Origin of the sequence: Enterobacter cloacae complex sp. P16RS2, assembly GCF_014982155.1 — a bacterium.
GTDB classification, from domain to species: domain Bacteria; phylum Pseudomonadota; class Gammaproteobacteria; order Enterobacterales; family Enterobacteriaceae; genus Enterobacter; species Enterobacter cloacae_M.
The window spans coordinates 266,479-279,599 of sequence record NZ_JADCKW010000010.1 but is presented as its reverse complement, the minus strand read 5'-3'; the positions used below and the strand labels follow the sequence as shown (position 1 = coordinate 279,599).

Annotated in this window: 9 protein-coding genes, 1 tRNA gene and 2 rRNA genes; 4 read left to right on the top strand and 8 right to left on the bottom strand. The window is 53.0% G+C overall.

Annotation, left to right across the window (positions count from 1 at the left end):
• Positions 1–59 precede the first annotated feature (59 nt).
• The 3 genes from rrf (INF68_RS08375) to rrf (INF68_RS08365) all read left to right on the top strand — a co-directional run bounded on the left by rrf (INF68_RS08375) (position 60) and on the right by rrf (INF68_RS08365) (position 424).
• Positions 60–175, top strand: a 5S ribosomal RNA gene (gene rrf / locus INF68_RS08375).
• A 14-nt stretch (positions 176–189) separates the two neighbouring features.
• Positions 190–265 (top strand) — tRNA-Thr (locus tag INF68_RS08370).
• 43 nt (positions 266–308) lie between these two features.
• Positions 309–424: ribosomal RNA gene (rrf, locus tag INF68_RS08365) — 5S ribosomal RNA — on the top strand.
• 106 nt (positions 425–530) lie between these two features.
• On the opposite strand, the gene INF68_RS08360 is transcribed toward rrf (INF68_RS08365), so the two are convergent.
• From INF68_RS08360 to INF68_RS08330, 7 genes are all read right to left on the bottom strand, one after another.
• Positions 531–1,289 carry an amino acid ABC transporter ATP-binding protein gene (locus INF68_RS08360; RefSeq protein ID WP_023309440.1) on the bottom strand — a complete coding sequence of 253 codons (759 nt, stop codon included), beginning with the start codon at positions 1,287–1,289 and terminating at the stop codon, positions 531–533.
• 7 nt (positions 1,290–1,296) lie between these two features.
• On the bottom strand, positions 1,297–2,400 hold the full coding sequence (locus INF68_RS08355) for an amino acid ABC transporter permease (protein ID WP_126785915.1): 1,104 nt from the start codon (positions 2,398–2,400) through the stop codon (positions 1,297–1,299).
• A 9-nt stretch (positions 2,401–2,409) separates the two neighbouring features.
• Positions 2,410–3,591, bottom strand: coding sequence for an amino acid ABC transporter permease (locus INF68_RS08350; RefSeq protein ID WP_126785705.1), 1,182 nt, complete (start codon positions 3,589–3,591; stop codon positions 2,410–2,412).
• Between the two features lie 67 nt (positions 3,592–3,658).
• Entirely contained in the window at positions 3,659–4,684 is a 1,026-nt protein-coding gene (locus INF68_RS08345) for an amino acid ABC transporter substrate-binding protein (protein WP_023333654.1), read from the bottom strand.
• Positions 4,685–5,157: 473 nt separating this feature from the next.
• Positions 5,158–5,379 carry a lipoprotein gene (locus INF68_RS08340; protein ID WP_008502867.1) on the bottom strand — a complete coding sequence of 74 codons (222 nt, stop codon included), beginning with the start codon at positions 5,377–5,379 and terminating at the stop codon, positions 5,158–5,160.
• Positions 5,380–5,683: 304 nt separating this feature from the next.
• Positions 5,684–8,797, bottom strand: coding sequence for an efflux RND transporter permease subunit (locus tag INF68_RS08335; protein ID WP_126785706.1), 3,114 nt, complete (start codon positions 8,795–8,797; stop codon positions 5,684–5,686).
• A gap of 11 nt (positions 8,798–8,808) precedes the next feature.
• Entirely contained in the window at positions 8,809–9,948 is a 1,140-nt protein-coding gene (locus INF68_RS08330; RefSeq protein ID WP_126785707.1) for an efflux RND transporter periplasmic adaptor subunit, read from the bottom strand.
• A gap of 390 nt (positions 9,949–10,338) precedes the next feature.
• On the opposite strand from INF68_RS08330, the gene envR reads away from it, so the two are divergent.
• Positions 10,339–11,058: an acrEF/envCD operon transcriptional regulator gene (envR, locus tag INF68_RS08325; RefSeq protein WP_109846523.1), complete on the top strand. Its 720-nt coding sequence runs from the start codon at positions 10,339–10,341 to the stop codon at positions 11,056–11,058.
• Here envR and INF68_RS08320 read toward each other — a convergent pair.
• Positions 10,974–13,055 carry a bifunctional diguanylate cyclase/phosphodiesterase gene (locus INF68_RS08320; RefSeq protein ID WP_126785708.1) on the bottom strand — a complete coding sequence of 694 codons (2,082 nt, stop codon included), beginning with the start codon at positions 13,053–13,055 and terminating at the stop codon, positions 10,974–10,976. The genes envR and INF68_RS08320 overlap by 85 nt on opposite strands.
• Positions 13,056–13,121 lie beyond the last annotated feature (66 nt).

Genomic DNA, 13,121 nt, shown 5'->3' with positions numbered 1-13,121 from the left:
TGTTTCGGCGAAGAGACAGAACAATCAAATTTCATCCTGATACAGATTAACAGAATTTGCCTGGCGGCTTTAGCGCGGTGGTCCCACCTGACCCCATGCCGAACTCAGAAGTGAAACGCCGTAGCGCCGATGGTAGTGTGGGGTCTCCCCATGTGAGAGTAGGGAACTGCCAGGCATCAAATTTAGCGTGCTGATATGGCTCAGTTGGTAGAGCGCACCCTTGGTAAGGGTGAGGTCCCCAGTTCGACTCTGGGTATCAGCACCACTTTATACTTAGGTTAAAGTTCGGCAAGAAGTAAAAGAATTTGTCTGGCGGCTTTAGCGCGGTGGTCCCACCTGACCCCATGCCGAACTCAGAAGTGAAACGCCGTAGCGCCGATGGTAGTGTGGGGTCTCCCCATGTGAGAGTAGGGAACTGCCAGGCATCAAATAAGTAGAGAGGCCATCCGAAAGGATGGCCTTTTTGCGTTTATGCGCCGAAAAAACGGTAGGCCGGGTAAGGCGAAGCCGCCACCCGGCAGAGCAAACAACTAATGAATCACCTGCGACAGGAATGCTCGCGTACGTTCTGACTTCGGATGCGCAAAGAACTCATCCGGCGGAGCTTGCTCAACAATCTCCCCGCGGTCCATAAAGATCACCCGGTCGGCCACGGTTCGCGCAAACCCCATCTCATGCGTGACGCACAGCATAGTCATGCCGGATTGTGCCAACCCAATCATGGTGTCCAGAACCTCTTTCACCATTTCCGGATCGAGGGCAGATGTTGGTTCATCAAACAGCATAATTTTCGGTTTCATACACAGCGAACGGGCGATAGCCACACGCTGCTGTTGGCCACCCGATATCTGGCCAGGGAATTTATTGGCATGCTCTGCGATACGTACACGCTCCAGGTAGTGCATTGCCAATGCCTCCGCTTCCTTTTTCGGCATCTTTCGTACCCAAATCGGCGCAAGCGTACAGTTCTGCAGAACGGTCAGGTGCGGAAACAGATTAAAGTGTTGAAATACCATTCCTACTTCCTGACGTACGCGTTCGATATTGCGGATATCTTCATTCAGCTCGATACCATCAACCACAATGCGTCCTTGCTGATGTTCTTCAAGATGATTAATACAGCGAATGGTTGTGGATTTTCCGGAGCCCGAAGGGCCGCAAAGGACGATGCGTTCTCCCTGCTTTACCTTAAGATTAATGTCCCTCAGGACATGAAATTGTCCGTACCATTTATTCACATTTTCCAGCGTAATCATCGCGTCGGCGGGTGTCATAGTTATTTGGCTCATAATTTCCTCAGTGCGGTGTACGCCCGGTGTTAAAGCGCTTTTCCAGATGCTGGCTGTAGCGCGACATGCTAAAACAAAAGATCCAGTAGATCAGGGCAGCAAAGACATATCCTTCGGTGGACATACCCAGCCAGACAGGGTCAACGGTTGCCTGTTGCACGCTGCTAAAGAGATCGAACAATCCGATAATGATCACCAGGCTGGTATCCTTGAAGAGGGCAATGATCGTGTTGACCAGACCCGGAATGACCAGCTTGAGTGCTTGTGGAAGAATGACCAGTCCCTGCGTTTTCCAGTAACCGAGAGCCAGTGATTCCGCCGCTTCGTACTGGCCTTTAGGCAACGCCTGCAAACCACCTCGCACAACTTCAGCGACATAGGCGGACTGGAAGAGAATCACCCCCACCAGGGCACGGATCAGCTTGTCGATGGTTGTTCCCTCTGCCATAAACAGCGGCAGCATGACCGACGACATAAACAGGACGGTGATAAGCGGTACGCCGCGCCAGAACTCAATAAAGATAACGGAGAGCACGCGGACGATCGGCATTTTTGAATGTCGCCCCAGAGCAAGTAGAATCCCCCACGGCAGAGCACCGGCTATCCCCACTGATGCGATAATCAACGTCAGCGTCAGCCCGCCCCACTGGCGTGTTTCAACGCGTTCCAGCCCCAGAAAACCGCCATACAGCAGCACCCAGACAATAATCGGATAAACCACCGCCCAGACGGCAATATAGCGTCCACGGTGAGGCAGCTTTTTCCAGAACATGGCTGCGACAGAAAGCAGGCCAATAACCAGCGCCAGATTAATCCGCCAGCGCTGTTCGTGCGGATACAATCCATACATGAACTGGCCGAAGCGCTCATGAATAAACACCCAGCAGGCGCCGGCTTTTGTGCAGTCTGCTCGGGTTGAACCGACCCAGTTGGCCTGTAAAAACGCCCAGTTCAGCAGGGGAGGAATCAATTCCCACATGAGCCACAGGCAGACAATCGTCAGCAGGCTGTTACTCCAGCTGGAGAACAGATTCTTACGCGCCCAGAGAATGAAACGTCCACCTGTCGAGTTGGCAGGGCGCGAGGAGTGCGACAGTATCGCTTTTGTCATCATAGATCCTTAGCGCTCGACCAGTGCTATACGACGGTTATAGAGGTTCATCAGCAGTGAAATTACCAGGCTGATGATGAGATAGACAGACATGGTGATGGCGATGGTTTCAATAGCTTGTCCGGTCTGGTTAAGCACGGTTCCGGCGAAGAGTGACACCATATCCGGGTAACCAATGGCAGCGGCCAGAGACGAGTTTTTGACAATATTGAGATACTGGCTGGTCAGGGGGGGAATGATGACCCGTAAAGCCTGCGGAATAATGACCTGGCGAAGCGTCACGGTATGGGGTAATCCCAGCGAGCGCGCCGCCTCGTGCTGTCCATAAGGTACGGCCTGGATCCCTGCACGGATAATTTCTGCGATAAACGCGGACGTATAAATCGACAGCGCCAGCGTCAGGGCCGCCAGCTCGGGAATTAATACCATCCCGCCCTGAAAGTTAAAGCCCCGCAGATGTGGAATATCCCAGTGCAAAGCGGCCCCAAACAGCCAGTGTGCAATTAGCGGCAGGCTAACGATCAGGACAGCTGCCGTGGGCCAGGTTCTACGAAGCTGACCGGTTTTGATCTGATGCTTGCGGTTAAAACGGAATACCCCCGCAGAGAGCGCAAGCGCTATCACAATCGCGCCGATAAAAGCGTACAGCCCTTCACCCGGCTGAGGAGAAGGAATGGACAATCCACGGTTACTCAGGAAAAACAGCTCAAACGCGTCGACGGCCTGGCGGGGACCGGGAAGGTTACGCAGTACGGCGAAATACCAAAAGAAGATCTGCAGGAGCGGGGGGATATTGCGGAACGTCTCGATATAAATGGTCGACAGTTTCCGCAGGAGCCAGTTTTCAGAAAGACGCGCCAGGCCAATAAAGAAGCCCAGTATCGACGCGAAGACGATACAAAGCGCCGATACCAACAGCGTATTCAGTAAACCGACCACGAACACGCGTCCGTACGTGTCACCTTCCTGATAATCAATAAGGTGCTGAACAATACCAAACCCCGCGCTGCGGTCTAAAAACGCGAAACCGGAGGTAATGCCGCGGTTATTCAGGTTGGTGATTGTATTATGGATGAGATACACGGCGATGAGAACAACCGCAACAATAGCAATAATCTGGAATAGCCAGGCGCGGACCGCGGGATGAGAAAAGGATAGCGATCCTTTTACGGCTGAGCGGCGATGGGACATAAAGAAACCTCAGTAACCATGACTCTGGAGTGGGCACTGCCGGAGCAGTGCCCGTTACAGCTATGACTTAACGTACTGGTGGTGCGTACTGAATACCGCCGTTGTTCCAGAGATTGTTCTGGCCGCGTTTGATCTTCAGCGGGCTTTCCGATCCCACGTTGCGCTCAAAGATCTCAGAGTAGTTGCCCACCTGTTTGATGATGTTGTAAGCCCACTTGTTATCCAGCTTCAGATCCTTGCCGAAATCACCTTCTTTACCGAGCAGGTGCGCCATATCAGGGTTGGATGGCTTAGCGGCTTTCTCATCAACGTTTTTAGAGTTGATGCCCATCTCTTCTGCGTTCAGCATGGCAAACAGCGTCCAGCGAACAATGGAGAACCAGTCTTCATCGCCGCGACGAACGACGGGGCCGAGAGGCTCTTTGGAAATGACTTCAGGCAGGACAATCCACTCTGCCGGATTGCTCAGCTTAATGCGTAAGGCATACAGCTGTGACTGGTCAGAGGCCAGCGTGTCGCAACGGCCGGATTCCAGCGCTTTGGCCGATTCATCCGAGCGGTCGAATGTCACCGGGGTGTATTTCATGTTGTTTGCTTTGAAATAATCCGCGACGTTCAGCTCGGTATCGGTGCCCGCCTGGATACAAACGGTGGCGCCATCCAGTTCCTTAGCGCTTTTCAGGCCGGCTTTATTGTGGGTCAGGAAGCCGATGCCGTCATAATAGGTTACGCCCGTAAATGACATCCCCATGCCTGCATCGCGGGAGGAGGTCCAGGTGGTATTACGGGAGAGCATGTCGACCTCGCCGGACTGCAGCGCCGTAAAGCGTTCTTTCGCCGTCAGCGGGGTATATTTTACTTTGCTGTCATCGCCAAAAACGGCGGCTGCCACGCCACGGCAGACGTCCACATCAATACCGGTAAATTTGCCGTTCGCATCGGCATAAGAGAAGCCAGGCAAACCGTCACTGATACCACATTGAACAAAACCTTTCTTTTTAACGGCATCCAGTGTCGTTCCCGCATGGGCTTGACCGGCTACGGCAAACAACATGCCTGCAGCGGCCAGGCTGGCTATCATCGTCTTTTTCATAATGCATCCTGTGTGGCGTAATTTATCGTTATAGAGGCGTTTTTAAACGCTTTACCTGTCTGTGGCTTTGGCCAACGTTTATAAAGCAAACGTAATGCCAGTTTTGCGTTCGACAAAATAAGAGACGAGTGAACGCTTAATGCTGAGTGTAGACAGGCTTAAATAAAACGAGCGCCCCGAAACGGTGCGAAATTACAACCTGTGCCACAAATTGGAGCAAAAGTTGCGAGTCGGGTCAGGAAAAAGAAGAGATAGTTTTCAGCGTGAATATTGGCAGGTTATTCAATAAGATTAATGTGTGAAAATCATCACGATAGAATAAGTAATTTGAATGAGTATGCGAAAAAGTTGTGACTGACTTCAGGCTTGGAATAATTAGGCGAATAGATACGGGGCTATTTTTTTACTTATTTGAAAATACTGCACTCATTAAAAGCAAAAGCGCGGCCAGAGCCGCGCTTTCTCAACAGATTTTACTTGGTCAGGGCAACAATACCCAGCGTCAGACCCGCTACTGCGGCAGCACCGCCGGCGATAGCACCCGCAGTCTCCCAGTTATCCTGAGTGGTGCCTTTCATACAGGTATTGGTATGAACCAGTCGGCCCTGGTCGTCGTAAACCGGTACACATGGAGAGTCGTGCGCGCAACCAGCAAGCAGCGCAGCGAGAAGTGCAACGGAAATGAATCTTTTCATGATGTTACCTCAGTATTATTTCTCATCCGCTATAAAGCCAGGAGGGCTATTAACGAACTGGAGGTTATTTTACCACCGGGGTAAGTCCTCGTTACACGAGGAATAATCTCAAATTATGTAGTTTGTAAAAATCGTGGAGAAAAGTCGGTTTTCAGGAAGAATTAATGGAGACATTATGGAGTTTTAAGAGACTGTTTTTACTTAATGCAAATCATCATATTTTTAATGCTACCTTTATGTAAAGCCTAATTCATTGTTTATGTTAAAAATAAAAAAGGCACCAGAGGTGCCTTTTCAGGGAACATTACTCTTTATGGTGAGTAAACCGTCGCCGAACAACGACAAAGAAGACGGGCACGAAGAAAATCGCCAGAAGCGTTGCGGAAAGCATTCCCCCCATAACGCCCGTACCGACGGCGTTTTGCGCGCCGCTCCCCGCCCCGGTGCTGATTACCAGCGGCATGACGCCAAGAATAAAGGCCAGGGACGTCATCAGGATCGGTCGAAGTCGCATCCTGGAAGCTTCCAGCGTGGCTTCAATAATGCCTTTGCCTTCTTTATCCATCAGGTCTTTAGCAAATTCGACGATCAGAATGGCGTTTTTCGCCGATAAACCAATCGTCGTCAGCAGGCCGACCTGGAAATAGACGTCGTTGTTTAACCCGCGCAGCGACGCTGCGAGAAGCGCCCCAATGACCCCCAGCGGTACAACCAGCATAACGGAGAACGGAATGGACCAGCTTTCATACAGCGCAGCCAGGCACAGGAACACCACGATCAGTGAAATGGCGTACAGTGCTGGCGCCTGGTTACCCGAGAGGCGCTCCTGATAAGACATCCCCGTCCAGTCATAGCCGATACCGGAAGGCAGTTTTGCCGCGAGGCTTTCCATCATAGCCATGGCCTCACCGGTACTTTTACCCGGGGCTGATTCACCCAGGATCTCCATAGAAGGCATCCCGTTATAGCGCTCCAGACGAGGTGAACCATAGACCCAGTGAGCGTTGCTAAAGGCGGAGAACGGGACCATTTCCCCATTCGCGCTGCGCACGTAAAGGTTATTAATATCTCCTGGCAACATACGGAATTTTGCATCAGCCTGGACGTAGACCTTTTTCACGCGCCCATGATCGATAAAGTCATTCACATAGGTGCCGCCTAAGGCCGTCGAAATCGTCTGGTTGACGTCAGAAAGGATGACGCCCAGCGCCTGCGCTTTCTCCTGATCGACATCCAGCTTGAACTGAGGCGTATCTTCAAGACCGTTAGGGCGGACGCGAACCAGCAGGTCAGGGTGCTCATTCACCATGCTGAGCAGTTGGTTACGCGCCTGCGTCAGCTGGGTATGCCCCAGGTTGGCCTGATCGATCAATTCAAAGTCGAAGCCCGTGGCGGTACCCAGTTCGATAATTGCAGGCAGGTTAAACGGGAACACGAGGCCGTCTTTAATTTGACTGAATGCTTTCGTCGCGCGACGCACAATGGCTTCAACGCCGTTTTCCGACCCCGGTCGCTCCTCCCAGGGCTTCAGGCTGACGAAGGCAATACCGGCGTTCTGACCCTGGCCGCTAAAGCTAAAGCCGTTTACGGTAAAGACGGATTCCACGTTCGCCTTTTCGTTGTTCAGATAGTAGTCCTGAACCTGATCGAGGACCTGCTGAGTACGCGTCTGGGTTGCACCCGCCGGGAGTTGAACCATCGTCATAAACACCCCCTGATCCTCTTCGGGCAGGAAGGCGGTAGGCAAGCGCAGGAAGAGCACCGCCATCCCTCCGACGATAATGACGTACACCGCCAGATAGCGTCCTGCCTTACGCAAAATACCGCTCACGCTGTTGCTGTAGTGCTCCACGCTTTTATCGAAGAGCGCATTAAACCAGCCGAAGAAGCCACCTTTTTTCTCATGATGGTCACCGGATACGGGCTTAAGCAACGTTGCGCAGAGTGCGGGCGTCAGGATTAGCGCAACCAGTACGGACAACGCCATAGCGGAAACGATAGTCAGCGAGAACTGACGATAGATCGCCCCCGTCGAGCCGCCAAAAAAGGCCATCGGAATAAAGACCGCCGAGAGCACCATGGCGATCCCGACCAGTGCACCCTGGATCTGCTCCATCGACTTCTGCGTGGCCTCTTTCGGCGGCAGTTTGTCCTCGACCATGACGCGTTCAACGTTCTCAACGACCACGATAGCGTCATCGACCAGCAGACCTATCGCCAGCACCATGCCGAACATCGTCAGGGTATTGATGGAGAAACCGAATGCCGCCAGAACCGCGAAGGTACCCAGCAGAACGACCGGCACCGCGATAGTTGGGATGAGGGTCGCGCGCAGGTTTTGCAGGAACAGGTACATGACCAGGAAGACAAGAATGATTGCTTCAAACAGGGTCTTCACCACTTCGTGAATGGAGATCTTCACAAAAGGCGTGGTGTCATAGGGATAGACCACTTTCAGCCCCTGCGGGAAGAACTGCTGCAGTTGCGCCAGCTTGCTCTTAATGGCTGCCGCAGTGTCCAGCGCATTTGCCCCGGTTGCCAGCTTAATCCCCAGACCGGTTGCCGCCTGCCCGTTGATTTTAGTGACCATATTGTAGTTTTCGCCACCCAGCTCAATGCGAGCCACGTCCTTCAAATGAACCATCGAGCCGTCCTGGTTCACCTTAAGCGTTACGCGGCCAAACTCCTCCGGAGATTTCAGGCGGGTTTGCGCGATGATCGAGGCATTCAGCTGCTGCCCGGGAATGGACGGCGTTCCGCCCAGCTGGCCTGCCGCTATCTGGTCGTTCTGCGTTTTCAGCTGGTTGATAATATCCTGCGGCGTCAGCTGGTATTTGTTCATCGCGTTGCTGTCGAGCCAGATGCGCATCGCATACTGAGCGCCAAACAGCTGAACGTCACCGACGCCAGACGTTCGGCTGATGGCATCTTTGACGTTCGACGCGACATAGTCAGAGATGTCATTCTGCGTGAGATTTTTGTTGTCTGAAACAAAGCCGGCGACCAGCAGGAAGCTGCTGCTGGATTTCTCCACGCCAATCCCTTGCTGCTGTACCTCTTGCGGCAGCAGCGGCATGGCGAGCTGCAGCTTGTTTTGCACCTGCACCTGGGCGATGTCCGGATCGGTTCCTGATTCGAAGGTCAGGGTGATGGTGACGTTACCCGCTGAATCGCTGGTGGAGGACATATACATCAGCTTATCGATACCGTTCATGTTCTGTTCGATAACCTGGGTCACGGTATCCTGCACCGTTTGAGCGTCAGCTCCCGGGTAGGTCGCGGATATCGCCACGGCGGGAGGGGCAATGGTCGGATACTGTGCGACGGGAAGTTTGAGAATGGCCAGCCCGCCTGCAATCATCAAAATGATGGCAAGTACCCAGGCGAAAACCGGTCTCTGAATAAAGAAATTAGCCATGTCGTCGTCCCTTAACCGGCTGGCGTCGTGGTGGTATCCGGCGTGGCGACGACGGTTGCCCCCGGTCTGACTTTCTGTAGCCCGCTGACAATCACGCGATCACCGTTTTTCAGCCCTTCCGTCACCAGCCAGCGATCGCCAATTGCCTGAGGGGCCACGACGGTTCGCGGCTCAACCTGGTTTTTATCGTTCACCACCAGGACGGTTGCATCGCCTCGCGGTGTGCGGGTCACGCCCTGCTGTGGTACCAGAATCGCATCCGGCTGGGTGCCTTCATCAATTCGGGCGCGAACGAACATGCCGGGTAACAACAGATGCTGAGGGTTCCGGAAAATGGCGCGCAGGGTGATCGAGCCGGTACTTTCATCAACCGTGACGTCAGAGAACTGCAATGTGCCTTTCAGCGGATAGGGCTGCCCGTTCTCCATCAGTAGCTCAACGCTGCTGGCGGTATCGCCTTTTTGCAGGCTCGTCCGTTTCAGGCGCATAAAATCATTACTGGACTGGGTGACATCGACATAAATCGGATCGAGCTGCTGGACCGTTGCCAGCGCTGCGGCTTGCCCGTTCGTCACCAGCGCCCCTTCGGTCACGCTGGATTTCCCGATACGACCATCAACCGGAGAGGTCACTTTGGTGTAGGCAAGGTTGATACGTGCGCTTTCAACGCCCGCTTTTGCGGCAACCACGCTGGCATCTGCCTGCTGAGCCGTCGCCACGGCCTGGTCATACTCCTGCTTACTGACATACTGGGTGCCTACCAGCGGGAGATAACGTTTTACGGTCAGGTGCGCAATATTGGCCGCCGCCTGAGCCTTCGCCAGTTCGCCTTTCGCGCTATCATAGGCTGCCTGATAGGTCGCAGGATCAATCTGGTAGAGTGACTCGCCCGCTTTTACATCGCTACCCTCCGCGAAGTTACGGCGAAGAATAATGCCGCTGACCTGAGGACGAACCTCCGCAACGCGAAATGCATCTGTTCTGCCCGGGAGTTCAGTGGTGACAGCCAGAGGTGCGCTTTTCACAATATGCACGCTGACCTGAGGCGCCTGCAGGTGTTGTTGTTGATTTTCCTGACCATCGCATCCAGTGAGCAGTACCGCGCAGACAATGAAACCAGATAAGGGCAAGTGTCTGAAATGATTCGTCATTACTGTTCCTTTAAATACCCATTAACCGATATATGTCGCGAACCGGTAGCTGGGGCAGAGGGATAAAAAATAAAATGTAGCTGCGTATAATAATGAGGGTATTTAATGTTTTTTAATTTATAAGTGCGAATGACCATGCTCGTAGGAAAAAAAATCAGAATCAGACCTGGTCCATTCGGGGATATACTTCAGGCATGTTAATCAGGTAAATGGGATTGATGTTGTCTAATTATTCACTTCATGAATTTAATTTGTTCGATGTATTTGTATTAATTATAAATTAAGAAGATTGACTTTTTTTGTGCAAAATTAAAACGGATTTTAGTAAATACTTATATTTGCATGAACGCAATATCACCTTTAAACATTGTGAGTAACGAGTAGTTGCCTATGGCGCGTAAAAAGAAAGAAGAGGCTCAACAAACCCGGCAGCAGCTGATTGAGGCGGCTATCGGACAGTTTGCGACGCGTGGCGTAGCCAGCACGACGCTGACGGATATCGCTGATGCCGCTAAGGTGACGCGCGGCGCGATCTACTGGCACTTCACCAGTAAATCTGAAATATTTAATGCCATCTGGGAACAGCAATTACCGCTTCGCGATATTATTAACGACAGGCTTTCCCTTTCCGATAGTGACGATCCATTGTTAAAACTTCGTGAGCAATTTATTACCGCGCTGCAGTATATTGCCCATGAACCCCGGCAATGTGCGCTTTTACAAATTCTGTATCATAAGTGTGAATTTAGCAGTGATATGATTTCTGAGCGTGAAATCAGAAAGCGTATCGGATTCAACGATGACACGCTACGCGCCACGCTGGAGACCTGTATTTCGCGAAACATCATTTCGCCACAGGTGAATGTTGATCTCACCTTGATTGTATTCCACGGTTTTTTTAGCGGAATAATTAAAAATTGGTTAATGAATAACGACAGTTTTAATCTTTATCAGCAGGCTCCCGCTCTGGTCGATAGCATACTGGCGACACTCCCGGTTATTCGCGTGCCGCCAGATGAGGGGGCTTACTGTTCAGCACCAGGTAACATTTCCCCTCGGGCACAAAGTGCTTCTATGGTCTGCGCGCTGACGGGTTTACCTAACAGATAACCCTGAAGGGTGTTACAGCCAAGCTCGGTTAAAAAGGCTTGCTGCGCTTCGGTTTCCACACCTTCAGCCACGACTTTCAGGTTAAGTGTTTTAGCGAGAGCCACAATTGCTGAGACAATAGTGGCATCCTCGCTTTCGCCGCTGAGCTCTTTCACAAACGCCCTGTCGATTTTCAATTCGCAGGCCGGTAATCGCTTGAGGTACAGCAGGCTCGAATATCCGGTGCCAAAATCATCAATGGAGGCTTTCACGCCTGCATCCGTCAGCTCTGTCAGCACGCGTACGCTTTCATCCGGGTTGCTCATCGCCGTGGTTTCCGTCACTTCGAGGATCAACATTTCCGGTGGCACCTGGTGAAGTGCCAGGCAGTCGAGAACCGTTTTAACCAGCGAAGGTTGTTCAAACTGCAGTGTCGACAGATTTACCGCCATTGACCAGCTGTGATGCCCCTGGAGATGCCATTCCCGCAGCTGGCGGCAGGCTTCATTAATCACCCAGTTGCCAATGGGGACGATTAGCCCCGTTTTTTCCGCCAGCGGCAGAAAAAGGTCCGGCGTCAGTAGCCCCTGCTTAGGATGCTGCCAGCGCAATAACGCCTCGAATCCGAGGACCGGGCCCGCCGGGGCGTGAAATTTTGGCTGATACAGCAGGCGCAGCTCATTGCGATCGATTGCCATCCACAGATCGTTCATTAACTGGAGATGGGTCTGCGCCAGGGTGTTCATCGAGGGCTGGAAAAAGTGGTAACCGTTACGGCCCATATGCTTCGTGTGATACATCGCCGCGTCGGCGTTAAACATCAGCTCACGCTCGGTTTTTCCGTCGTGAGGGTACAGCGCGATACCAATGCTGAGGGTCACTACCAGTTCATAGGGGCTGAGATTGAACGGGCTATCGATCGCGCGCACCAGCGAATTTGCCAGCGATGCCGCGTCGTCCGGACCTTCTCCCTCTGCCAGCAGAACAAATTCATCACCACCGATACGTGCAAGGGTGAACTGGCCTTTCAGGAGAAGCAGCAGACGCTGCGTAACGGCGCCCAGCAGCCTGTCACCGACATCATGGCCGTAGGCATCATTGATGGCTTTAAAGCCGTCAAGATCCATGAACATCAGGGCAAAGTGGTTCCCTTCACGATCGGCTTTGCTGATGGCCTGATCGAGTCTATCTTCCAGCAGGATACGGTTAGGCAGACGCGTCAGGGTATCGTGCAGCGCCAGTTGAGCGAGTTCCCGGTTAGCTTCTGCCAGCGACGAGGCCAGAAGGGCGGTACGAGCCTGAAGGCGGGCATCCAGCATCGACACCAGCAGGGTGATCCCAAGAATTGAGAGCGCGACGACGCTGACCAGCACCGCCAGCCAGCTCCCGTTGATACCCTCATGGTGAACCATTGTGGACATCGGAAACTGCGCCGCTTTCATCCCGGCATAGTGCATGCCGGCAATGGCAATTCCCATCGTGATGGCGGCACCCATGCGCATCAGCACGACCTGCGCGGCTTCGCGACGCAGGCGGAAGGTGAGCCATAATGCCGCGAGCGAAGCGGCAAGCGCAATCACGACCGAAATAGCCACCCACATCTTGTCCCAGATAATCCCGGGCACCACCTCCAGCGCCGCCATGCCGGTGTAATGCATAGCAACAATACCGCTTCCCATCACCAGCGCGCCGGGCAGCATTCGGCGCAGGCGTAGTTGCTCGCAGCTCACGAGCCATAGCGCAAACAGCGACGACCCCACGGCGATGACCATAGATAGCACCGTCAGGGTGGCGTTGTAGCTCATGCTCATGGAGAGGTCCATCGCCAGCATGCCGATAAAATGCATGGCCCACACGCCAATCCCCATAGCAATACCGCCGCCAGCCAGCCAGACGCGGGCAGCGACGCCTTCACTCCCGGCGACGCGTGCAGCCATGTTCAGCGCGGTATACGCAGCAAGAATGGCAACAACAAAGGAGAGGACGACAAGGATAGGGTTGTATTGGCTGACCAGCATGGACGGTTCTACTCGAGTGTGGGGTTACGCTAGAGCGGTTGAGAAGGGCGAGACATTATCACCGTC

What these genes read in the sequence shown, in the direction of transcription:
- INF68_RS08350 (WP_126785705.1), bottom strand. Translation starts at nt 3,591, where the DNA reads ATGTCCCATCGCCGCTCAGCCGTAAAAGGATCGCTATCCTTTTCTCAT.
- INF68_RS08345 (WP_023333654.1), bottom strand. Translation starts at nt 4,684, where the DNA reads ATGAAAAAGACGATGATAGCCAGCCTGGCCGCTGCAGGCATGTTGTTT.
- INF68_RS08335 (WP_126785706.1), bottom strand. Translation starts at nt 8,797, where the DNA reads ATGGCTAATTTCTTTATTCAGAGACCGGTTTTCGCCTGGGTACTTGCC.
- envR (WP_109846523.1), top strand. Translation starts at nt 10,339, where the DNA reads ATGGCGCGTAAAAAGAAAGAAGAGGCTCAACAAACCCGGCAGCAGCTG.
- INF68_RS08320 (WP_126785708.1), bottom strand. Translation starts at nt 13,055, where the DNA reads ATGCTGGTCAGCCAATACAACCCTATCCTTGTCGTCCTCTCCTTTGTT.
- INF68_RS08340 (WP_008502867.1), bottom strand. Translation starts at nt 5,379, where the DNA reads ATGAAAAGATTCATTTCCGTTGCACTTCTCGCTGCGCTGCTTGCTGGT.
- INF68_RS08355 (WP_126785915.1), bottom strand. Translation starts at nt 2,400, where the DNA reads ATGACAAAAGCGATACTGTCGCACTCCTCGCGCCCTGCCAACTCGACA.
- INF68_RS08360 (WP_023309440.1), bottom strand. Translation starts at nt 1,289, where the DNA reads ATGAGCCAAATAACTATGACACCCGCCGACGCGATGATTACGCTGGAA.
- INF68_RS08330 (WP_126785707.1), bottom strand. Translation starts at nt 9,948, where the DNA reads ATGACGAATCATTTCAGACACTTGCCCTTATCTGGTTTCATTGTCTGC.